This is a genomic window from Micromonospora sp. NBC_00362, assembly GCF_026342155.1.
GTDB classification, from domain to species: Bacteria; Actinomycetota; Actinomycetes; order Mycobacteriales; family Micromonosporaceae; genus Micromonospora; species Micromonospora hortensis.
Genome location: NZ_JAPENH010000001.1, coordinates 4,544,682 through 4,565,056, shown reverse-complemented (window position 1 = coordinate 4,565,056; position 20,375 = coordinate 4,544,682). Strand labels below are relative to the sequence as shown.

The following is a 20,375-nucleotide window of genomic DNA, read 5'->3' as shown; positions in this document are numbered from 1 at the left end:
TAGGATTGACAGCGAGACGAAGACCCGGTGCGGGAGTGGGACGGGGCCGGTGGCCCCAGATTCATTCTCCACGTCGGGTCGAGCCGATCGCGATCCGCGGGCAACCGCGGCGACCGGCGCGTTCGACCCGCTGTCCGGAGTTCTCCGGTGCCGGTCCGCGCGCCGACGTCGCGTCCTGTCCGCCGAACCCGCGCCCGACGCGCCCTACCGGCGCGGCTGACGCGAGAAAGTGGCCGAGGGTGGCAGCGCAGGACAAGCAGGAGTACGGCGCAGAGTCGATCACCGTTCTCGAGGGGCTGGAGGCGGTTCGCAAGCGGCCCGGTATGTACATCGGGTCCACCGGCGAGCGCGGTCTGCACCACCTCGTCTGGGAGGTCGTCGACAACGCGGTCGACGAGGCGCTGGCCGGATACTGCGACACCATCGACGTGGTGCTGCTCGCCGACGGCGGCGTCCGGGTCACCGACAACGGCCGTGGTTTCCCCGTCGACCTCCACCCGAAGCTCAAGAAGCCCGGTGTCGAGGTCGCGTTGACCATCCTGCACGCGGGTGGCAAGTTCGACGGCAAGGCGTACGCGGTCTCCGGCGGTCTGCACGGCGTCGGTGTCTCAGTGGTGAACGCGCTCTCCACCAAGATGTTCGTCGAGATCCACAAGTCCGGCAACGTGTGGCGGCAGCACTACACCAACTCCAAGCCGAGCCCGCTGGAGAAGGGCGAGACCACCGACCGCACCGGCTCGGCGGTCTCCTTCTGGCCCGACCCCGACGTCTTCGAGACCGTCGACTTCGACTTCCAGACCATCTACCGGCGCCTGCAGGAGATGGCCTTCCTCAACCGCGCCCTGCGCATCCACCTGCTCGACGAGCGGGTGGCCGAGGAGGAGGACGGCCGGCAGCGCGAGGTCACCTTCTACTACGAGGGCGGCATCGCGGACTTCGTCCGGCACCTCAACGCCTCGAAGAGCCCGATCCACAAGACGGTGGTCGAGTTCGAGGCCGAAGAGGAGGGCATGTCCCTCGAGATCGCCATGCAGTGGAACGAGTCGTACGGCGAGTCGGTCTACACCTTCGCCAACACGATCAACACCCACGAGGGCGGCACCCACGAGGAGGGCTTCCGGTCCGCGCTGACCAGCGTTGTGAACCGGTACGGCACCGACAAGAAGCTCCTCAAGGGCGACGAGAAGCTCTCCGGCGAGGACATCCGCGAAGGGCTCGCGGCGATCATCTCGGTCAAGCTGGCCAATCCGCAGTTCGAGGGCCAGACCAAGACCAAGCTGGGCAACACCCCGGTGAAGAGCTTCGTGCAGCGGGTCTGCAACGACCGGCTTGTCGACTGGTTCGACCGCAACCCGGCCGAGGCCAAGATGATCATCACGAAGGCGTCCCAGGCGGCCCGCGCCCGGATTGCCGCGCAGCAGGCGCGCAAGCTGGCCCGGCGCAAGTCGCTGCTGGAGTCTGGCTCGATGCCGGGCAAGCTGGCCGACTGCCAGTCGACCGACCCCCGCGAGTCCGAGGTGTTCATCGTCGAGGGTGACTCGGCCGGCGGCTCGGCCAAGCAGGGTCGCGACCCGCGGACCCAGGCGATCCTGCCGATCCGCGGCAAGATCCTCAACGTGGAGAAGGCCCGGATCGACCGGGTGCTGAAGAACAACGAGGTCCAGGCGCTGATCACCGCGCTGGGCACCGGCATCCACGACGACTTCGACATGGAGAAGCTGCGGTACCACAAGGTGGTGCTGATGGCCGACGCGGACGTCGACGGCCAGCACATCCAGACGCTGCTGCTCACCCTGCTGTTCCGCTTCATGCGTCCGCTTGTCGAGATGGGCAACGTCTACCTGGCCGCCCCGCCGCTCTACAAGATCAAGTGGAACAAGAAGGGCGACGACGCCCAGTACGCGTACTCCGACCGCGAGCGGGACGGTCTGATCGCGCTGCGGCAGCAGAAGAAGCCGAACGCCAAGCCGGACGACATTCAGCGCTTCAAGGGCCTCGGCGAGATGAACTATCCCGAGCTGTGGGAAACCACAATGAACCCGGCGACGCGTACCCTGCGTCAGGTCACTCTCGACGACGCGGCGACCGCCGACGAGTTGTTCAGTGTGCTGATGGGTGAGGACGTCGAGGCGCGCCGGTCGTTCATTCAGCGCAACGCCAAGGACGTGCGGTTCCTGGACATCTGACGGACTGCTGCGGATCGGCCGGGCGGTGCCCGGCCGATCCGGCGGTCCACAGAGTTATCCACAGCTTGGCCGGTATCCACAGCCGTTATCCACAGCACGAAAACGACTCTGAGTCTGATAAGGGTATACAGTGACCGATTCTCCCGAGTCCACACCGAACGAGCCCGAGGTTCCCGCCGAGGCCATCGCCGCGGTGGTCGCGCACGACCGGATCGAACCGGTCGGGCTCGAGGTGGAGATGCAGCGCTCCTACCTCGACTACGCGATGAGTGTCATCGTCGGTCGCGCGCTGCCGGACGTCCGGGACGGCCTCAAGCCGGTCCACCGCAAGATCCTCTACGCGATGTTCGACTCCGGCTACCGTCCGGACCGCGGCTACGTGAAGTGCTCCCGCGTCGTCGGTGACGTGATGGGTCAGTTCCACCCGCACGGCGACTCGGCGATCTACGACGCGCTGGTCCGGATGGCGCAGTCCTGGTCGCTGCGCTACCCGCTGGTCGACGGCAACGGCAACTTCGGCTCGCCGGGTAACGACCCGGCCGCCGCCATGCGATACACCGAGTGCAAGCTCGACCCCCTCGCCATGGAGATGCTGCGGGACATCGACGAGGACACCGTCGACCTGCAGGACAACTACGACGGCCGGGCCAAGGAGCCCACCATCCTGCCGTCGCGGATCCCCAACCTCCTGGTGAACGGCTCCGAGGGCATCGCGGTCGGCATGGCCACCAAGATTCCGCCGCACAACCTGCGGGAGATCGGCGCGGCGGTGCAGTGGTGCCTGGAGCACCCGGAGGAGGACGAGGAAACCACCCTCGAAGCCCTGCTCGGCATCGTCAAGGGCCCTGACTTCCCGACCCACGGCCTGATCGTCGGCACCACAGCGATCCAGGACGCGTACCGCACCGGTCGCGGCTCGATCCGGATGCGCGCCGTGGTGGAGGTCGAGGAGGACAAGCGGGGCCGCCCCTGCCTGGTCGTCAGCGAGCTGCCCTACCAGGTCAACCCGGACAACCTCGCCGAGCGGATCGCCGAGCTGATCAAGGAGGGCAAGCTCGCCGGGATCGCCGACATCCGCGACGAGTCCTCCGGTCGTACCGGCATGCGGATCGTCCTGGTGCTCAAGCGCGACGCGGTCGCGAAGGTCGTGCTGAACAACCTCTACAAGCACACCCAGCTCCAGGAGACCTTCGGCGCTAACATGCTGGCCCTGGTCGACGGGGTGCCGCGCACGCTCAACCTGGCCCAGTTCCTGCGCTACTACGTCGAGCACCAGATCGACGTGATCCGCCGGCGGACCGCGTACCGGCTGCGCAAGGCCGAGGAGCGGGCACACATCCTGCGCGGCCTGGGCAAGGCGCTGGACGCGCTGGACGAGGTGATCGCCCTGATCCGGCGCTCTCCGACGGTGGACGACGCCCGGCAGGGCCTGATCCGGCTGCTGGAGATCGACGAGATCCAGGCGACCGCGATCCTGGACATGCAGCTGCGCCGGCTCGCCGCCCTGGAGCGGCAGCGGATCATCGACGACCTGGCGAAGCTCGAGATCGAGATCGCCGACCTCAAGGACATCCTCGCCAAGCCCGAGCGGCAGCGGAAGATCGTCTCGGAGGAGCTGGGCGAGATCGTCACCAAGTGGGGCGACGACCGGCGGACGCAGATCATCCCGTTCGACGGCGAGGTCTCGATGGAGGACCTCATCGCCCGCGAGGACGTGGTCGTCACGATCACCCGCACCGGGTACGCCAAGCGGACCAAGGTCGATCTGTACCGCTCCCAGCGGCGCGGCGGTAAGGGCGTCAGCGGCGCCACGCTGCGGCAGGACGACATCGTCAGCCACTTCTTCGTCTGCTCAACCCACGACTGGATCTTGTTCTTGACGAACAAGGGCCGCGTCTACCGGGCCAAGGCGTACGAGTTGCCGGAGGCCAGTAGGGTAGCCAAGGGCCAACACGTGGCCAATCTGCTCGCCTTCCTACCCGACGAGCAGATCGCGCAGATCATTGAGATCCCGAACTACCAGGTAGCCCCCTATCTGGTACTGGCCACGAAGAACGGCCTGGTGAAGAAGACGCGGCTCGAGGAGTTCGACTCCAACCGTTCCGGCGGCATCATCGCGATCAACCTGCGCGATGAGGACGAGCTGGTCGGTGCTGCGCTGGTTGCGCCGGAGAACGACCTGCTGCTGGTCTCGAAGAAGGCGCAGGCGATCCGGTTCAACGCCTCGGACGAGGCGTTGCGGCCGATGGGCCGGGCCACGTCGGGCGTGATCGGCATGCGCTTCACGGACGACGACGTCCTGCTCGCCATGGAAGTCGTGCGGGATGGTTTGGACGTTCTGGTGGCCACGAACGGGGGATACGCGAAGCGAACCCCGATCGAGGAATACCCGGTGCAGGGCCGGGGAGGTAAGGGCGTGTTGACTGCAAAGATCACCGAACGGCGCGGTGGTCTGGTTGGCGCGGTGGTGATCGATCCGGACGACGAGCTGTTCGCGATCACCAGCAACGGTGGTGTCATTCGGACTCCGGTGAAGCCTGTACGGCGTACGCGTGACCGGAACACAATGGGGGTCAAGCTGATGGACCTCCCGGACGGCGTGACTATCGTGGCGATTGCTCGCAATGCCGACGAGCCTGACGAACAGGACTAGTTGAATGACGGAGACACAGGCGAAGTCGGGGAACTCGGGGACCTCGGCCAAACCGGTCGACGAGGAGGCCGCCAAGGGCGGCACACCAGCGACCGGCCGCGCGGCCGTGGGCCGGGCGACGGTCCCCGCCGACGCGCCTGCCCCGAAGTTCACCAGGGCTCCAGGTATGACACCCCCGCCGGAGCAGCCGGGCGAAGATGGCGAGTCCAGCGACAAGACCGAGACGCCCAGCGCCGAGGCGCCGACGTCGGCCGCCGCCAGTCCTCCTGGTCCGGCGGCGGCACCCTCGGCACGTCCGGCGACCACCCAGCCAATCGGTCTCCGGCCCGGTCAGGCGGCGTCAACCGGGTCCACCGGCACCCAGCCGCGGATCACACCCGGGATGACCCAGCCGCAGCCGGACGCGACGCGTACGGCCGCCGCTGCCGGCCGCCCGGCCAGCGGTGGTGGCCTGCCACCGGGAATCGGCAACGCGTCCGCCGTCGGCGCAGCCCGCGTCGGTGACGCGGTGCGTGCCGCGCGTACGTCGGTCAGCTCGGCCGCCTCCCGCGGACCGCGTCGGGCCCGGCTGAACCTCAAGCGGATCGACCCCTGGTCCGTGATGAAGTTCGCATTCGCGGTGTCGGTGGTGCTCTTCATCGTCGTGGTGGTCGCCACCTCGGTGCTCTACCTGGCGCTGGACGCGATGGGTGTGTTCCAGAGCGTCAACGACAGCCTGAGTGATCTGGTCAACGCCGGCGGTGGGCAGAGCACCAGCGGCTTCCAGATCACCGCCAAGGGCGTGATCCTCAGCTCGGCGCTGATCGGCCTGGTCAACGTGGTGCTGTTCACCGCGCTGGCCACCCTTGGCGCGTTCGTCTACAACGTTTGCGCCGACCTGGTCGGCGGGATCGAGCTGACCCTCGCCGAGCGGGACTGAGTGACCGGGACGCCGGGGCACCGCGGAAAGCGGTCGCTCCGGCGTCCCGTACTCGGGTAGGTTTTGCAGGCGGCGACGGGCCTGGCTCGCAAGCTGGACCCCGATTTGGGGCCGGCGGAGCGGATGGGTTAATCTTGCTCGTCGCAACGCGGGGCTATAGCTCAGTCGGTTAGAGCGCAGAGCTGATAACTCTGAGGTCGATGGTTCGATTCCATCTAGCCCCACCGCATGTCGTCCGACGGTAGTCGAGCGCGAGGGGTCGCCCCATGTTCAAGAAGCTGCTGATTCTGGCTGGCGTCGTCGGTGTGGCCGCCGTCGTGTTCAACAAGATCAAGGCGTCGAACGACGAGCGTGCCCTGTGGCACGAGGCGACCACCGCGCCCGACCTGCGCTGACGCTCGGCCCGGCGACGCGCGATCGTCGCCGAGGCCACCCGCGGGGCCCTAGCTCAACTGGCAGAGCACTGCCTTTGCAAGGCAGGGGTTAGGGGTTCGAGTCCCCTGGGCTCCACGAGCACTTTCCTCGGTTGATCTCGGTCCGAGTACAGCCATCCGTACAGCCAAGCCGGTCACGCCGTCCCCTCCTGGCCGAGAATCCGGTCAATGGCCGAGGCAGCCTGACGAGCCCGCGCCGGCAGAACGTGGCCGTAGGTGTCGGCCGTCATCCGGATCAGTACTTTCCCCGATAGTCCACAGTTGGAGTACTAGGAACTCGGCGTGTCAGAGCCGTCGCATGGGACACCGATACCCAGCTGCACTTGTGCCGTCTGCCCCCGCGACCGAATTGTCAGCGGTAGGCAGGTTGCCCGCGCAACCCACGTGCCGCCGACAAAGGCCAGCCACTGAGGTTGGTCATCGACAGGTGTGCAGGCACGCACATGGGCGCTCACGGCTGGCACCACTGAAGAGCCCCATCCGAGACGTGCCCTGTCCTCCCAGCCAGGTGCCACCCGAAGATCAACCACTGCGCCGCCGCGTACGACCAATCCCCATTTGGCGAACAGCCGGGCTGCCGGATCCGCTTCCCCCGATTCCTCTGCTTGAAGCACCGTCCGGTCAGGTACCGCGACATCCTCTCCCACGAGCCGATAATCTGTCGGCGGTTCCTGTAGCGGAAAGCCCGATACAGTGCATGACTCCTGCCTAGCGCTCCCGTCGGTTGACGGGGACGCGCTGGGGTCAGCCCTCAGAGATGCAGTTGGTGCCGGTGATCGGGCCTCACCCTGGCTGGACCCTTTTGAGGACGTACAGGCAGCCGGCGTCACCATCAGGCAGATGCTGAGCGGCCACCACACCATGCGGCTAGTCCTTCGCATGCGCGTTACCCCCTGAACGGCGAGGCTACGACGGTAAGGGCGCGATCCGTGAAGCGTCACCGTACCGGCAGGCGGGATTCATTCGATGCGGCGTGCCATCAACGTGCCAATAGCCGGTACCCCCGCCGGTCACCAGGGGGCACGAACGGTCAAGCACATCGCGCATTGATCTGGCCCACCAGGTCCTTGTCGGCCATGATCTTCGTCCTTCCTAACTGGCGGTGCGGTGAGGGTGGCCGTTACTAGAGAGTGTGCAGGTCATCAATGGCCAGCTTGATCGCGTCGGCCTCTTCCCAGACCTTCACCTGCAAGGTCATGTCGCTCCGCCCTTCCTCCTGAGACCACAGGTCGACATCGACCTTCCAAACGCCGTGGTCAGCAAGGAAGTAGGCGTCGACGTGGTGCCACGCCTCAGGCGGCATTGGGATGAACGTCGCGGGGTGCTCGCGGGCCCACAGGCCCAGGTCTTGGCCCGACCGCGAGTAGTCCCGCGCCAGGCCGGCGAAATCGCCGGCGGCAATCCGTTCGACCACCTGCTCGATGACCGGCCTGAACCGGGCTGGAAGATCCGCAGCAGTCACCGGTCGAGTATGAGAAGCGGGGACGACGGCTGTACAGCCAACCGTACAGCCAAGCCGGCCGACCGAAGGGAGCGAGAAGCGGCGGTAGCCGACAGGCCGAGCAGGTCAGCAGCAGCAGTCGACGCCCGCCGACATGCCGCATGATCTTTGCAAGGCAACAGGCGCACTGCTCTGCCAGTCCAGATGAGCCCGTACCACATGCCGGCCTGTCGCTACGTCGACGCTCTGGACGGCTCCACGCTTCAGGCGTGCCACGACCTGCCCATCAATCTCAATCTTCATACGGCGCACAAGGCCACTAGCGTCCAGGGCGCGACTGACGGTGATCCTCGGCATGAGAGTTCCGTCCCTTCCCTGCGGCGCTGTGATACATCGAAGTACCTCAGCGCCGTGCACGCCAAACCAAAGGCAGGTAAGTACAGCCATCCGTACTCAGGGGTCGGAGCGCGCGACGCGGACGGCGACGCCGTCGAGGATCAACTCCAGCCCGAGTGAGAAGTCCGCGTCGGCAATCGCCTCGTCGGGAGTGTCGGACGGCGGCGCCTCGAACAGTGTCGAGGCGAACAGCCGGGCTGTCTCGGGGAAGCGGTCGGGGTTGACGAGTCGCGCCAGCGCCCGGCCGTAGTCGCGTTCGGCGTCGGCCTGGCCCTGGCCTTCAGCCCTGCCGTCGGCGAGTTCGCTGTGTTGCCGCACCGACTGAACCACGTAGCCGCTGATCAGTGACATCGCGCCGATCTTGTGCGCCCAGTCGAGGAGGGTGTCGGACATAATCGCCAGCGCGGCCTCCATCCAGGCGATCTGGTGCGGCCCGGAGGGCGGTCCGGCCACGGGCACGCGCGTCAACCACGGCCGACGCTGAAGCACCGCGCGGTGCGCGAAGGCCCAACGGCGCAGCCCTCCCCGCCACTCGGGGGCGTCGATGTTCGGCGGTGGGCCCAAGGCGGCGTCGGCCATGAGGGTGAGCAGTTCGTCCTTGGAGCCGACGTGCCGGTAGAGCGACATGCTCGTGAAGCCGAGGCTCGTGGCGACCTTGGGAAGCGTCACGCCGTCGAGCCCGTCCCGGTCGGCGATCTTCACCGCAGCGGCGACGACCACGTTGACGTCGAGGGACGGGGGCCGTCCGAGGCGCGACGACTCCGACATCCCCCACAGCCGGCGCAGTGGCGCCGGAACGAAATCGTCGCTGGTCATGGGCTCCCACGTTCGCCCCGGAAGGTTACGTCCACATCATGACAGACAGCATTAGTGTACGACTGATACTTTCTCCCTCAAACTATAGTTGAGTTACGGGGAGGGACGTCCATGAGCATTGACACCGCACCGCGGACTTCGAGAGGGCCGGTGCTGCGCGCCGAGCGTGCCCTCGCGCCGGACCTGGCCCGGGGAGCGATGCTGCTGATCATCGCGCTGGCCAACGTCGCCGGAGTCGTCTTCGCCGGGGAGCCCGGCCTCGACGCCACGCCGGAAGGCGTTGACCGCGGCCTCAACTTTCTGCTCTTCGAACTCGTCCATGCGCGCGGCTATCCGGTCTTCGCCGTGATGTTCGGCTACGGGCTGGTCCAGCTCGCCCGCCGCCAGGACACCTCCGGAGCCACCCCGAGGCAGGTCCGCTCCGTGCTGTTGCGCCGCAACTTCTGGCTCGTCGTGTTCGGCTTCGTGCACGCCGCGTTGCTGTACTACGGGGACTTCCTCGGCGCGTACGGGATCGTCGGGATCCTGATGACAGTGTTGCTGCTGCGCCGCAGCGACAGGTTCCACCGCATAGCGCTGGTGCTCTGGGCGCTGTCGGCGGTCGAGGTGCTGGCCATCGGCGCCATGGTGGTGAGCGGCATCCTCGGAGGGTCGGGTGGGTCGGCGCCGCTGCCGTCGGGCCACGTCGACTCCCTCGCCGCGCCCGGTTATGTCGCGGCCATGCTGGAACGCCTCGGCGAGTGGCCGGCACACACGCTGACCGTCCTGCCCTTCATCATGATCGCCTGGCTGGGCATGTGGGCAGCCAGGCGCCGGATCCTCGAAGAGCCGGCTCGGCACCGGGCCCTGCTCACCTGGACCGCAGTCATCGGTCTCGGCGTCGCCGTCGCCGGAGGCCTACCGGCAGCCCTGGTCGGTGCCGGATGGCTGCACGTCGACGAATCAGCCGCCAGCCTGATGATGCTGCTGCACGGAGCGAGCGGCATGTTCGCCGGACCGGGTTACGTGGCCGTCTTCGGCCTGATAGCCCTGCGGGTCAGCCGATCCGGCACCGTCGTCGGCGCTCTCGCCGCCCTCGGTCAGCGGTCCCTGTCGGGATACCTGTTCCAGTCGGTGGCCTGGCTCGTTCTCCTTGCGCCCTTCACGCTCGCCCTCGGCGACCGGTTCGGCAGCCCCACGGTGACCGGTCTGCTCATCGCGGTGGCCGTCTGGCTGGCCACCGTCCTGATCGCCCGCCAGCTCGACAAGCGCAAGCAGCCCGGACCCGCCGAGATCGTCCTGCGCCGCCTGACCTACGGGCCCCGGGCGTGATCGCTGCCGCCTGAAAGCGCCTCGGTGCCGGTGGGTCGTAGACCCACCGGCACCGAGGAATCGGCTATTCACCCGGCACCGCGCTCGCCATGATTCAGCGGTGGACCAACAGCCGGAACCCTTCATCCTGCACCTGTACTGCCGTGTCGACGTGCTGGTCACCGCTCCGGCTGCCATGACCGGTCACGCGGTCGCCGATCTGCGATCCGCCGGAATCGACTGGTCCACCGAGGAGCACGACCTCGACACGGCCGCTGAGGAACTGCGGTTGAGCCGCCGGAAGCGGGGACCGGCCCAAAGCCAGAAGAGCGACGCCGCCAGTCCAATGGCGCCCATGGCGACGATCACGCCTCGGGGCATCTCGGTGTTGACTGGCTTCGGCATGCATCTGGCCGGGGTGTAGTCGATGGTCAGTTGCTGGTGCAGCGGCGGAAGCTGCCGGTCGGGGAACGAGTGCGCGTAGATACCGCAGGTGGTCGGTCCGTCGGCGGTGACGACACGTACCTGCACGTAGGCGCCCTGGGCGCCGTGGGCCGGTTCCACCGCGACCACCGTCGCTGGCATCAGTACGCCGGCCGGTGGGGGCGGCTGGCGGTCATCGGTGATGCCTATCAGTATCAGCAAGCTGCACGGCAGCAGCAGCGACAGCGGAAGGGATGGCCAGACCTTTGGACGAGTCCCGTTGGCCAAGAACGACGGCATGGCGTCAGGTTAGCCATCGAAATCAATGAGGTTGTCCTGGGCGGTGATGGCGCTGCCCGGTCGGGGCGATCCCGTTGCGGTCAGCGTGATGACTCAGGGGCATCATGATGACTCAGGGACATCACGCACTTTGCTGCGAACGCCGCCAGTCAACCTTCGGAGCCGCCGGCGGCCTTGGGGTGGGCCTCCGGGAGACGTTCCACAAGCTTGGTGAGCGCGCCGTTGGCGAAGGTCGCGCCGAGCGCCGACCCGGCCCCGATGGTCCAGCCCACCGGCCCGAGCGGGGTGCAGCCGAAGAACTGGCTCACGCCCGGCGTCTGCACCACCACGACGAGCACGCCCAGTGACGCCGCAGTGGAGGCCAGCACGGCCGGGCTGGTGCCGCCCGCCAGGATGGTCTGTCCGAGTTGGGTGCCGACCAGGGAGACCAGGGCGACGGTGCCGGCCCGCTGACGGCGTCCGGTGTAGCGGGCCAACGTCCAGCCCGCGGTAGCGCCCAGCGTGGTGGCTGCCGCCCGCAGCCCGATCTCCCTGGTGAGGCTCTCGCCGAGCGCCGTGTCCGGGCCCTCCCGGAGCAGCGCGTCGGTGCGGTCCGACGCGGGTGGCCGGACCGCGATGGCGAGCGCCGGCGCCAGGTCGGTGAGTAGGTTGACCAGTAGGAGTTGTCGTCCGGTGAGCGCGGATCGGCCGGTCGCCGCAGCAGTCAGCACACTGAACGCGATCTCGCCGAGGTTGCCTCCGACCAGGATGCTGAGCGCGTGCCGCACCGACGACCACATCGCCCGCCCTTCGATCAGGGTGGCGATGATGGTTTCCAGCCGGTCGTCGGTGACCACCAGGTCGGCTGCCGCGCGGGCGGCCGGGGTGCCCCGTTGACCGAGGGCGATGCCGACGTCGGCCAGCCGGATCGCCGGGGCGTCGTTGGCGCCGTCGCCGGTCATCGCCACGGTCCGCCCGCACTTCTGCAACGCCTGGATGATCCGCACCTTGTGCGCAGGGGTGCAGCGGGCCACCACGTCGGTGTTGGCCAACCGCTCGGCGAGCGCGTCGTCGTCCAGCTTGTCGAGTTCGGCGGCGGTGACCACCCGCTGTTCGTCGTGTTCACTGATGGTGGCGGCGATCGCCTCCGCGGTGGCCGGGTGATCCCCAGTGATCATGATGGTGTGCACGCCGGCCTGCCGGATCCGGCGTACCGCCGGGGCCGCGCTCTCCCGGACACCGTCAGCGAGGGCCAGGAAACCCACGAAGGTCAGCCCTCGAACGTCGGAGTCCGTCACCTTCGGGTCGTTCACCGGGCACTCCGCGACTGCCAGGATCCGGTTTCCCGCACCGGCCCGGTCGGCGAGCATCCGCTCCAGCTCCGCGCGACCGGCGTCGTCCAGCGGCTCCTGACGACCGTCCAAGCGCCGGGACGAACAGCGCGGCAGCACCGTCTCCGGAGCACCCTTGACGCTCAACAACAGGTGACCGTCGGTCTGTCCGATGCTGGCGTGGTAGCCGCGGGACGGCTCGAACGGCAGGCCCCCGGCGGCCCGCCACCCGGCGGCACCGGTCTGCTCCACCACCCCGGCCTCGCCGGCGCCCCGCCGGACCGCCCGGTCGGTCTGCAACGCCAACTCCTCCGGATTCTTCGCGGCGGGGGTGGCCCGCAGCGCCGCGGCCAGCGTCATCCGGAGCCGGTCGTCCAACCGGTCCAGCGGGGCGTACCGGTCGCCGACGCTGTCGCCGACCCCGGCCAGCAGCAGCTTGCCCTCGGTGAGGGTGCCGGTCTTGTCGAAGCAGAGCACGTCCACCCGGCCCAGCGCCTCGATGGTGCGCGGGTTGCGGACCAACGCGCCGTGCTCGGCCAGCCGCCGGGCCGCAGCCAGCTGCGCCGCGCTGACCAGGAACGGCAGCCCCTCCGGCACGGACGCCACGGCGAGGTTCGCGGCGGTCGCCGCCGTTTCGGCAAGGGGTACGCCTCGAAGCAGGCCCGCGCCGGCCACCGCCACAGCGGAACCGGCCGCCAACGGGATGGCGGCGCTGGTCAACGCGCCGAGCCGAGCCTCCACTCCACTGGCCGGCGGGTCCTGCTTGACCAGCGCGAGACTGCGGCCGGATTCGGTGTCCGACCCGGTCGCCACCACCACGGCAGTGCCGTGCCCGGCGGCGACTGTGGTGCCCTCGTAGAGCATCGAGTGTCGGTCGGCGATGGCGGCGGCTACCACCGGTCGGTTGGACTTGGCGACCGGCAGCGACTCGCCGGTCAGCGACGACTCGTCAGCCTCCAGACCCACCGACTCGAGCACCCGGCAGTCGGCGGGCACCGAGTCACCCGGTTCGAGGGTGATGACGTCTCCGAGGACCAGGTCCTCGGCGGCGAGAACCTGCTCGGCACCGTCCCGGCGGACCCGGGCGGTCACCGCCGAGCGCGACAGCAGCTCCGCCAGCGACCTTTCCGTGTTGCGTTCGTGCACCGCCCCGATCAGGGCGGACCCACCGACCACGCTGCCCACCAGCGCGGCGTCGACAAGTGAGCCGAACGACGCGGAGAGCACCGCCCCGGCCACCAGCACCGGGGTGAGCGGGTTGGACAACTCGTCCACGAAGGCACGCAGCAGCCCTCCGCTCCCCGGCCCGGCATTGCCGTTTCCGCCGGCGCCGTGGTGTCGGCGTTGCGCTTCGGCGCTGCCCAGGCCGTCCGGGGTGGAGCGCAGGTGGTCGAGCACGGTGCCGACCGGCATCAGGTGCCAGGCCGTTGCCACGGGCGCCGGGGTGTCCGACTGGTCGTGCAACCGGCGGGCCTGCCAGACCCCGTTGGCGAAGGCCAGCCCGGCCGCGCCGTTGACCGCGACGAGCGCCCGGTGCGGCAGCTGGGCCGGTGGAGCGGTGAACGCGCCCAACGCCCCGAGACCGGTGCCGGCCATGGCCAACCGGATGTTCTGTTGAGCCGTACGCCGGGCCACCCCGGTCGCCTCGATCACCAGCGCCACCACCCGCAGGTCGGCACCGACCAGCAGGTGCGCGCCCCAGGGCGGCAGCTCCTCCGGAGCGGCGAACCCGAGACCGCAGTCGGACGCGCCGAGTGCCTTCCGGTCCGCGGAGACCAACATCACCACTGCGCCGTCGCGCTGCAACGCGCGTACCGACTCGGCCAACTGGTCGCCGCCGGGGAGCATCGCGTCGGCGAAGCCGTACCGCTGCTCGTCGCCGCCGGCGACGACCAGCCGCAGGCCGGCATGTCGGGCGGCGGCGGGCAGGCCGTCGACGCCCGGCGCGGGTTCCGGCTCGACCCGCAAAAGGGCGGCGAGCCGGTCGCCGTGGGCGAGGCCGAGGAGTTGGCCGCCAGCGGACCGCAACCGGGCCGCGTCCGGGATGTCCGAGTCGTTCGCGGGCATCTTCTCCAGCGGCCCGAGCCGCCAGCCGTCCGCCGTCCGGGAAGCGGACGGCTCGTCGGGGTCGAACAACGCGAACGCCCGCTCGGCCACCTGGTCGACGTCCGCGTCGGCCGCCGGCGCCAGATCGGCCAGTACGCCCCGGTCCGAGCCGAGCACAGCGGCGTCGAGCACGAGCGTGTCGATCCGGTCCAGTTCGCGCAGCACACTCCGGTCCATCGCGATCACACCGCGCCGCGCCAGCATCCGGCCGAGCTGAGCCGCGTACCCCTCGCGGCCGCTGCCTGGCGCCTTCGGCAGCGCGGACAGGCCCAGCGCGGTGGCCCGCTTCGGGCCGGCGAACGGCACCGCCGCCGCACCGGCGGCCGCGCCGGCGGCGAGCATGCGGTTGATGTACCGCTCGACCGGGCCGTCCGGCTTCGGCCGCGGACGTTCGATCACCGGCCAGCGGGCGGTGGCCCGTTCGGCGTCGCCGGTCAGCCGTGGCTCGGCCTTCTCCCAGGCGGAGAGTTGGGCCCGATCCTCACCCCACTGCACGACCCGTTGGGCGCCGTCCAGGACGATGCCCGTCCAGCGGCCGGTCAAGCCCTGCACCACCGCCTCGGCCAGCGGAAAGAGGATGTCGGCGCGCGGGTCGGAGCGCAGCCGTCTACCGATGAACTCGTGCAGCTTCGGCTGAAGATCCACTGCGGAGAGCAGGCCCGCCACCTCACCGGGCAGCGGCGCGAACGGCAGGATCCGGGTGGCCGCCGAGATGGTCAGGCCCAACGCGTCCGAGGCGAGCGCGCCGAGGGTGCGTGGCGTGCGCGGCCCCTCCTCCGGTGGGTGCGGCGGTGGGATCTCCGGGTCGGGTTCGTGGTCGCAGGTCCGCTCGACGCGATCGATGGTGGCGATCAGGTCGCGCAACGTCGGCTCGGGGGATTGGACGGCGACCACCACCCGGCCGGAGGGTGCGTTGACCCGGGCCCAGGCCACCCCGGGCATCTGCTCCAGTGCGCCCTCCACCTGACGGGCCAGCCGGTTGCCACCGTCCTGGCAGACACCGTGCACCTCGATGTGGTGCCGGCCCGGTCGGGACCAGACCCGACGCCGCGTCAGCCCGGCCGACCGGGCCAGCCGGACCGCGGCCGAGCTGACCGACCGGGACGCCTCGCCGACCAGGTGCGGCACGCCGAAGGACGGCAGGATGCGGCCGGCAGCGCGACCCGCCGCCGTCATCGAGGCGTACGGCTGGACGGGCGCCGGCCCGGCTCCCTGTTGCCGCTCGTCCTGACCTTGGCCATGTCGTCCTCCCACCGCACTCACGTCCGGAGGCCTGGCTTCCCGACCTGCCATCCGTTATGCCCCCTGAGTGGCGGAATTTTCCGCAGTCGCTGGCGCATGGACGGGGTGGGCCGTGGAACCCGACGACCATCACCGGACATGGGGAGGCCGGCATGAGCACGCTGACGCGACATCTCAACGGTTCACGGGAGAACGTCACGATGTACAACCGGCGGGTGCAACTGCCGATGCTGGGTGAGGTGGCGGTGCCACCACCGGACAAGGTCGCCTACTACGCCGGGCTCGGGGTGCTCGCCGCGCTACAGGTCATCGAGTGGCCGATCGCTGTGGTGATCACCGCCGGTCACCTGCTGGCAGACCAGCATTTTTCCGGCCTGGTGCGCGGTGTCGGGGAGGCGCTGCAGGACGCCTGACGAGAGCCAGGTCACCGGACGGTTGACATGAATCAAGGTTGAGGTCGCATGCTCGGTCGATGCCGAGCACAGCCGTCACCGCCACACCCGCCGCACCGGGCCTCTTCGCACCGCGGCTGCGCGCGATGACGGTGGGCAGTGTCGCGCTGATCTCACTCCTCGCGTTCGAGGCGTTGGCGGTCGGTACGGCGATGCCGACCGTCGCGCGCAGCCTGGACGGGCTGGCGCTCTACGGGATCGCGTTCGGTGGCCCGTTCGCCACCGGTGTGCTGGCCATGGTGGTCTCCGGCATCTGGTGCGACGCGCGGGGTCCCAAGGGGCCGATGTGGCACGGCGTCGCCTGGTTCGTGGTCGGGTTGCTGATCGCCGGGACCGCCCCCGTGATGAGCGCGCTGGTCGTCGGGCGGGTCGTGCAGGGTTTCGGCTCCGGGCTGCTCTCGGTGGCGCTCTACGTGATCGTGGGGCAGGCGTACCCGCAGGAGCTGCACCGGCGGATCTTCGCTGCGTTCGCGGCGGCGTGGGTCGTACCGTCGCTTGTCGGGCCGGCTGTCGCCGGCCTGATCGTGCAGTACCTGGGCTGGCGGTGGGTCTTCCTGGCGGTGCCGGCCGTGGCCGTGCCGGCGGTGCTGCTGATCCATCCCGGCCTGCGGTCGCTGGGTCGAAGTGCGACGACGCGCCCGCCGACGGGTGCGGCCGCGCGGATCGGTTGGGCGTGCGGGGCCGCGGTGAGTGCCGCACTGCTGCACATCGGGGGACAGCAGCGCGGTGTCACCGCTCTGGTGCTTGTCGCGCTCGCCGTCGTCGGCCTGCTGGTCTGCGCCCCGCGCCTTCTGCCGGCCGGGTTCCTCCGGGCCGCGCGCGGGTTGCCCACAGTGGTGGGGCTGCGCGGGCTGGCGTCGGCGGCCTTCGTCGGCGCCGAGGTGGTCATCCCGCTGATGCTCTCCCGGGAACGGGGCCTCTCCCCGACGGCGGCCGGGCTGGTCCTCACTGTCGGCGCGCTGGCGTGGTCGGCGGGCTCCTGGTTGCAGGGCCGGATCCCGGTTCCAGCGTCGCGGGCCAGTCTGCCGCGTGCCGGGTTGACCTGCATCACGGTCGGCACCGCCACTGTCGCGCTGGCCGTCCGGCCCGAGCTGCCGGTGGCCGTCGCCGTGCTCGGTTGGGCGATCGCCGGTCTGGGCATGGGGCTGCTCTATCCGTCGTTGTCGGTGCTCACCCTGGAGTTGTCCGCACCAGGTGAGCAGGGCCGCAACAGCTCGTCACTGCAGCTGAGCGACTCTCTCTTCGCGGCGACCGTGCTCGCGTTGACCGGGGCCGTGTTGGCGGCGGGAAGTGCGCCGGGCCCGGCCAGCTACACGACGACGCTCGTGGTGACCGCTGGGCTGGCGCTGCTCGGGGCGCTGTTGGCCGGCCGGGTCGTGGTGGGCGGGAGTGCGCGACAGGCCGGGTGATCCGGGGATTCGGCCGCGTCCCGCCCGCTCGTGCCGGAAGGATGGCGGGCGATGAACCTCCTGACCATTCTGCCGCTCGCCGTGGTCATGGTCGCCGGGACGCAGTTGGTGGTGGCCGTTTTCCTGGCCTCGTCGGACCGGCCCCGGGCGGCGTCGCTGGGCTTCCTCGCCGGCGCGGGGCTGGTGGTCGCCGCCGGGGTGACGGTGGCCTGGTTGTTCACCCGCCTGGTGGGCGGAGTGGCCGCCGACGCCAGCGCCGTCGCCGGGAAGGTCGATCGAGGTCCCGTCATCGACCTGGTGGTGCTGGCCCTGCTGGTGTGCCTGGCCGTGCTGATCTGGGTCCGCCGGGACCGCTCCGGACCGCCGCGCTGGCTGGGCAGCATCGAGCACGCCGGTACGGCGCGGGCGCTGCGACTGGGTGCGCTGCTCTTCGTGGCGACGCCCACCGACGACCTGACCATGGCCACCGTCGGGGCGAGTGTGGCCCGTCACGATCTGCCGTGGTGGCACCTGGTGCCGTTCGTGCTGCTCACAGTGCTTCTGCTCGCGCTGCCTCTGCTGGCGTTGCTGCTGCTGGGGAGCAGGGCCTCGCGGGTACTGACCCGGATGCGGGAATGGGCCGAGGGGCATGCCTGGATCGTCAACGAGATCGTGATCGCGTTCTTCGCGCTGCTCACCGTGTTGGACCTGATCCGATCGGGGTGAGTGGCGTCGGCCGTCACGGGTTGCGGCGCCGTCTCGTCGACACCAGGTACGGATCGGATCGGTTGGCAGGGGGGACGAGATGAGGGTTCTGGTCACCGGGGCGTCCGGCAGTCTGGGCCGTGCGGTGCTGGGCCGGTTGCGCGACGACGAGATCAGCGTCCGGGCCGCCCGCCGCCAGCCGCCGACCACCTGGCCGACACGTACGGGGGAACCGGCCGGAAATGAGAGCAACAACGGTTCACGTTCGTCTTACCGTGACGTCATGTTCGCTGTCGTCACCACTGTGATCCTCTACGTCTTCGGCTTCGTCTTCCTCTACGGCGTGATCCGGCTGGGTGTCCGGCACGCGTTCGAGGATCTGGAGCTGCAACGGGCCAAGGCCCAGCGCGAGGAGGAGTTGGCGGCTGCCCGCGACCGCTCCTTCATGCGCGACAACGCGTTCCTCGCGGGCAGTTGAGCGCCGGATCGATCCGGCCCGGTCCGGTGGCGTCGCCGGGAGGCCGGGGAGCCGCTGGGCGGTTCAGCGTCGCGGATGCGAGGATCGCACCCGTGATGGGAACGCTGAAGACCGAACCGGCCCGCGCCCGCCTGGATCTGCTCGCCCCGCCGGTAGCGGAGGCCATCGCGCAGTGGCCGGCCGACGCGCCGGTGGACGTCAACGACGTGCTGGTCGCGCCGATCGACGCGGACCTCGCCGACACCGCGGCGTTCTGCGCGGCGTACGAGGTGGGGTTGGACGTGTCGGCCAACTGTGTCGTGGTGGCGGGCAAGCGTGAGGGTGTGGTCCGCTACGCGGCCTGCATCATCCTGGCCACCACCCGGGCCGACGTGAACGGGGTGGCCCGCCGGGCGTTGGACGTCCGCAAGGCGAGCTTCGCCCCGATGGACGACGCTGTCGAGTTGACCGGCATGGAGTACGGCGGCATCACCCCGATCGGGCTGCCGGCGCAGTGGCCGATCCTGGTGGACGCGCGGGTCATCGCCACACCGCACGTGATCGTCGGGTCCGGCGTACGGCACAGCAAGATAGCGCTGCCGGGGCCGGCATTGGGTGCGCTACCGGGAGCCCAGGTGGTGGAAGGGCTGGCCAGGCCGGTCTGACCAGGCATCGGCATCAATGTTGTTGCACGTGAAACATCGTGATCATCGATGCCGGACGCCCGGCCGTTGGTAACTCAGTGTGAGTGGGTGGCCGACTCGCGCTGCTCGACCTCGGCGAGCGCGGCAAGCAACGTCTGCACCTCCTGCGCGCCGGAAACCGCGTACTTCCCGGCCAGCACGAAGGTCGGCACGCTGGTGATGCCCAGATCCCGGGCGGCGGCCAGGTCGGCGGCGACGTCGGAGACGCGCTCGTCGGAGTCGAGGAACCGGCGCGCGTCGGCCGCGTCGAGACCGATCTCACCGGCCAGGGTGGCCAGCGCCTCCCGCGAGCCGACGTCGACCCCGTTGTTGAAGTGCGCCTGGTAGAGCGCCTCCACCATCTCCGCCGCCCTGCCCTGGTCGGTCGCCCAGGAGACCAGCCGGTGCGCGTCGAAGGTGTTGGCGATCACCGCGCGGTCGTAGTCGAGCCGCAGCCCGTCGGCCGCCGCCACCTGGGTCACGTGGTCGACCATCTGCCGGGCGCGCTCCGGACCACCGAACTTTCCGGCGAGCGCCTGCACCAGGGGCAAGGGCTGCGTCACCGGCGACGGGTCGAGCTGGAACGGTCGGTAGCGGACCGTCACCTCGCCCTCGTAGCTGGCCAGGGCCTCATCCAGGCGGCGCTTGCCGATGTAGCACCACGGGCAGATGACGTCCGCGTAGATCTCGATCTCCATGATCGGTGGCAACCTCGCGGTCAGCCGAGTTGTTCCCGGATCTGCCGCTTGAGACGGCCCAGGATCGCCGTGCCGCCACGGATCCGCAGCGGGCTGATCGCCTGCGCCAGCCCCATCCGCTGATACAGGTCGTCCGGCACGGCCAGCACCTGCTCGGCGCTCGCCCCCGCCAACCCCTCGGCGAGGATCCCGGCGAACGCTCGGGTGGTGGGCGCCTCCGGCGGGCAGTCGAAGAGCGTCTCCACTGTGCGTTCCGGGGTCACCCGGGCGCGCAGGAAGAACGCCGTCTGACACTCGGGCACCTGTTCCATGCCCTCGCGCTCCGCGGTGCCCTCCGGCAGCGCCGGGAGCACGTCCGAGTACTCCAGGAGCAGCTCCAGAACCAGGTCGCGCGGCGCGGCGGCGAACTCGTCGACGATCTCGGCCAGTCGGGCCGGCATGTCAGCCATGCGTCGAGGCTACCGCCGTCCTGCCGG

General features: G+C 69.6%; 15 protein-coding genes, 2 tRNA genes and 1 pseudogene. 12 read left to right on the top strand and 6 right to left on the bottom strand.

The genetic code is table 11. From position 1 onward, the window contains the following. Nucleotides 1-239: 239 nt before the first annotated feature. From gyrB to OG992_RS20965, 6 genes are all read left to right on the top strand, one after another. Nucleotides 240-2,186: a DNA topoisomerase (ATP-hydrolyzing) subunit B gene (gene gyrB / locus OG992_RS20990; RefSeq protein WP_266304100.1), complete on the top strand. Its 1,947-nt coding sequence runs from the start codon at nt 240-242 to the stop codon at nt 2,184-2,186. A 130-nt stretch (nt 2,187-2,316) separates the two neighbouring features. Beyond that, nucleotides 2,317-4,839, top strand: a complete 2,523-nt coding sequence (gene gyrA / locus OG992_RS20985; RefSeq protein ID WP_238687641.1) for a DNA gyrase subunit A — start codon at nt 2,317-2,319, stop codon at nt 4,837-4,839. Nucleotides 4,840-4,843: 4 nt separating this feature from the next. Then, on the top strand, nt 4,844-5,758 hold the full coding sequence (locus OG992_RS20980) for a DUF3566 domain-containing protein (RefSeq protein ID WP_266304099.1): 915 nt from the start codon (nt 4,844-4,846) through the stop codon (nt 5,756-5,758). Between the two features lie 150 nt (nt 5,759-5,908). After that, nucleotides 5,909-5,982, top strand: a tRNA-Ile gene (locus OG992_RS20975). A 42-nt stretch (nt 5,983-6,024) separates the two neighbouring features. After that, a complete protein-coding gene (locus OG992_RS20970) occupies nt 6,025-6,153 on the top strand; it encodes a DLW-39 family protein (protein WP_209444550.1) in 129 nt (42 codons plus the stop codon). A 42-nt stretch (nt 6,154-6,195) separates the two neighbouring features. Beyond that, nucleotides 6,196-6,268, top strand: a tRNA-Ala gene (locus OG992_RS20965). A 1,047-nt stretch (nt 6,269-7,315) separates the two neighbouring features. On the opposite strand, the gene OG992_RS20960 is transcribed toward OG992_RS20965, so the two are convergent. Beyond that, nucleotides 7,316-7,654, bottom strand: a complete 339-nt coding sequence (locus tag OG992_RS20960; protein ID WP_266304098.1) for a hypothetical protein — start codon at nt 7,652-7,654, stop codon at nt 7,316-7,318. 432 nt (nt 7,655-8,086) lie between these two features. Then, nucleotides 8,087-8,845: a TetR/AcrR family transcriptional regulator C-terminal domain-containing protein gene (locus tag OG992_RS20955; RefSeq protein WP_266304097.1), complete on the bottom strand. Its 759-nt coding sequence runs from the start codon at nt 8,843-8,845 to the stop codon at nt 8,087-8,089. A gap of 111 nt (nt 8,846-8,956) precedes the next feature. Here OG992_RS20955 and OG992_RS20950 point away from each other — a divergent pair, with 111 nt between their 5' ends. Next, complete coding sequence (locus tag OG992_RS20950) at nt 8,957-10,156, top strand: DUF418 domain-containing protein (protein WP_266304096.1); 1,200 nt, start codon at nt 8,957-8,959, stop codon at nt 10,154-10,156. 183 nt (nt 10,157-10,339) lie between these two features. On the opposite strand, the gene OG992_RS20945 is transcribed toward OG992_RS20950, so the two are convergent. Then, nucleotides 10,340-10,858 (bottom strand): hypothetical protein, encoded by a 519-nt coding sequence (locus OG992_RS20945; RefSeq protein ID WP_266304095.1) that lies wholly within the window; start codon nt 10,856-10,858, stop codon nt 10,340-10,342. 149 nt (nt 10,859-11,007) lie between these two features. After that, nucleotides 11,008-15,450 (bottom strand): cation-translocating P-type ATPase, encoded by a 4,443-nt coding sequence (locus tag OG992_RS20940; protein ID WP_266305243.1) that lies wholly within the window; start codon nt 15,448-15,450, stop codon nt 11,008-11,010. 162 nt (nt 15,451-15,612) lie between these two features. Between OG992_RS20940 and OG992_RS20935 the strand changes: the two are divergent. The 5 genes and pseudogenes from OG992_RS20935 (at nt 15,613) to OG992_RS20915 (ending at nt 19,183) form a co-directional block, all read left to right on the top strand. Next, nucleotides 15,613-15,929, top strand: a pseudogene (locus OG992_RS20935) (hypothetical protein). A gap of 59 nt (nt 15,930-15,988) precedes the next feature. Then, nucleotides 15,989-17,377, top strand: a complete 1,389-nt coding sequence (locus tag OG992_RS20930; RefSeq protein WP_266304094.1) for an MFS transporter — start codon at nt 15,989-15,991, stop codon at nt 17,375-17,377. Between the two features lie 51 nt (nt 17,378-17,428). Continuing rightward, nucleotides 17,429-18,082, top strand: coding sequence for a GAP family protein (locus tag OG992_RS20925; protein WP_238687648.1), 654 nt, complete (start codon nt 17,429-17,431; stop codon nt 18,080-18,082). A 262-nt stretch (nt 18,083-18,344) separates the two neighbouring features. Next, nucleotides 18,345-18,539, top strand: a complete 195-nt coding sequence (locus OG992_RS20920) for a hypothetical protein (RefSeq protein WP_030331904.1) — start codon at nt 18,345-18,347, stop codon at nt 18,537-18,539. Nucleotides 18,540-18,634: 95 nt separating this feature from the next. Further along, complete coding sequence (locus OG992_RS20915; RefSeq protein ID WP_091396461.1) at nt 18,635-19,183, top strand: YbaK/EbsC family protein; 549 nt, start codon at nt 18,635-18,637, stop codon at nt 19,181-19,183. Between the two features lie 74 nt (nt 19,184-19,257). Here the strand turns inward: OG992_RS20915 and OG992_RS20910 are convergent, their stop codons facing one another. Further along, the gene (locus OG992_RS20910; RefSeq protein ID WP_238687649.1) at nt 19,258-19,899 is read right to left on the bottom strand and encodes a DsbA family protein; all 642 of its coding nucleotides are present in this window, start codon (nt 19,897-19,899) and stop codon (nt 19,258-19,260) included. Nucleotides 19,900-19,919: 20 nt separating this feature from the next. Continuing rightward, nucleotides 19,920-20,348, bottom strand: a complete 429-nt coding sequence (locus tag OG992_RS20905) for a SufE family protein (RefSeq protein ID WP_238687650.1) — start codon at nt 20,346-20,348, stop codon at nt 19,920-19,922. Nucleotides 20,349-20,375 lie beyond the last annotated feature (27 nt).

Coding starts and splice junctions, on each gene's coding strand:
- OG992_RS20940 (WP_266305243.1), bottom strand. CDS start 15,450: ATGACGGCGGCGGGTCGCGCTGCCGGCCGCATCCTGCCGTCCTTCGGC.
- OG992_RS20925 (WP_238687648.1), top strand. CDS start 17,429: ATGAACCTCCTGACCATTCTGCCGCTCGCCGTGGTCATGGTCGCCGGG.
- OG992_RS20950 (WP_266304096.1), top strand. CDS start 8,957: ATGAGCATTGACACCGCACCGCGGACTTCGAGAGGGCCGGTGCTGCGC.
- OG992_RS20955 (WP_266304097.1), bottom strand. CDS start 8,845: ATGACCAGCGACGATTTCGTTCCGGCGCCACTGCGCCGGCTGTGGGGG.
- OG992_RS20920 (WP_030331904.1), top strand. CDS start 18,345: ATGTTCGCTGTCGTCACCACTGTGATCCTCTACGTCTTCGGCTTCGTC.
- OG992_RS20910 (WP_238687649.1), bottom strand. CDS start 19,899: ATGGAGATCGAGATCTACGCGGACGTCATCTGCCCGTGGTGCTACATC.
- OG992_RS20905 (WP_238687650.1), bottom strand. CDS start 20,348: ATGGCTGACATGCCGGCCCGACTGGCCGAGATCGTCGACGAGTTCGCC.
- OG992_RS20915 (WP_091396461.1), top strand. CDS start 18,635: ATGGGAACGCTGAAGACCGAACCGGCCCGCGCCCGCCTGGATCTGCTC.
- OG992_RS20945 (WP_266304095.1), bottom strand. CDS start 10,858: ATGCCGTCGTTCTTGGCCAACGGGACTCGTCCAAAGGTCTGGCCATCC.
- OG992_RS20970 (WP_209444550.1), top strand. CDS start 6,025: ATGTTCAAGAAGCTGCTGATTCTGGCTGGCGTCGTCGGTGTGGCCGCC.
- OG992_RS20930 (WP_266304094.1), top strand. CDS start 15,989: ATGCCGAGCACAGCCGTCACCGCCACACCCGCCGCACCGGGCCTCTTC.
- OG992_RS20980 (WP_266304099.1), top strand. CDS start 4,844: ATGACGGAGACACAGGCGAAGTCGGGGAACTCGGGGACCTCGGCCAAA.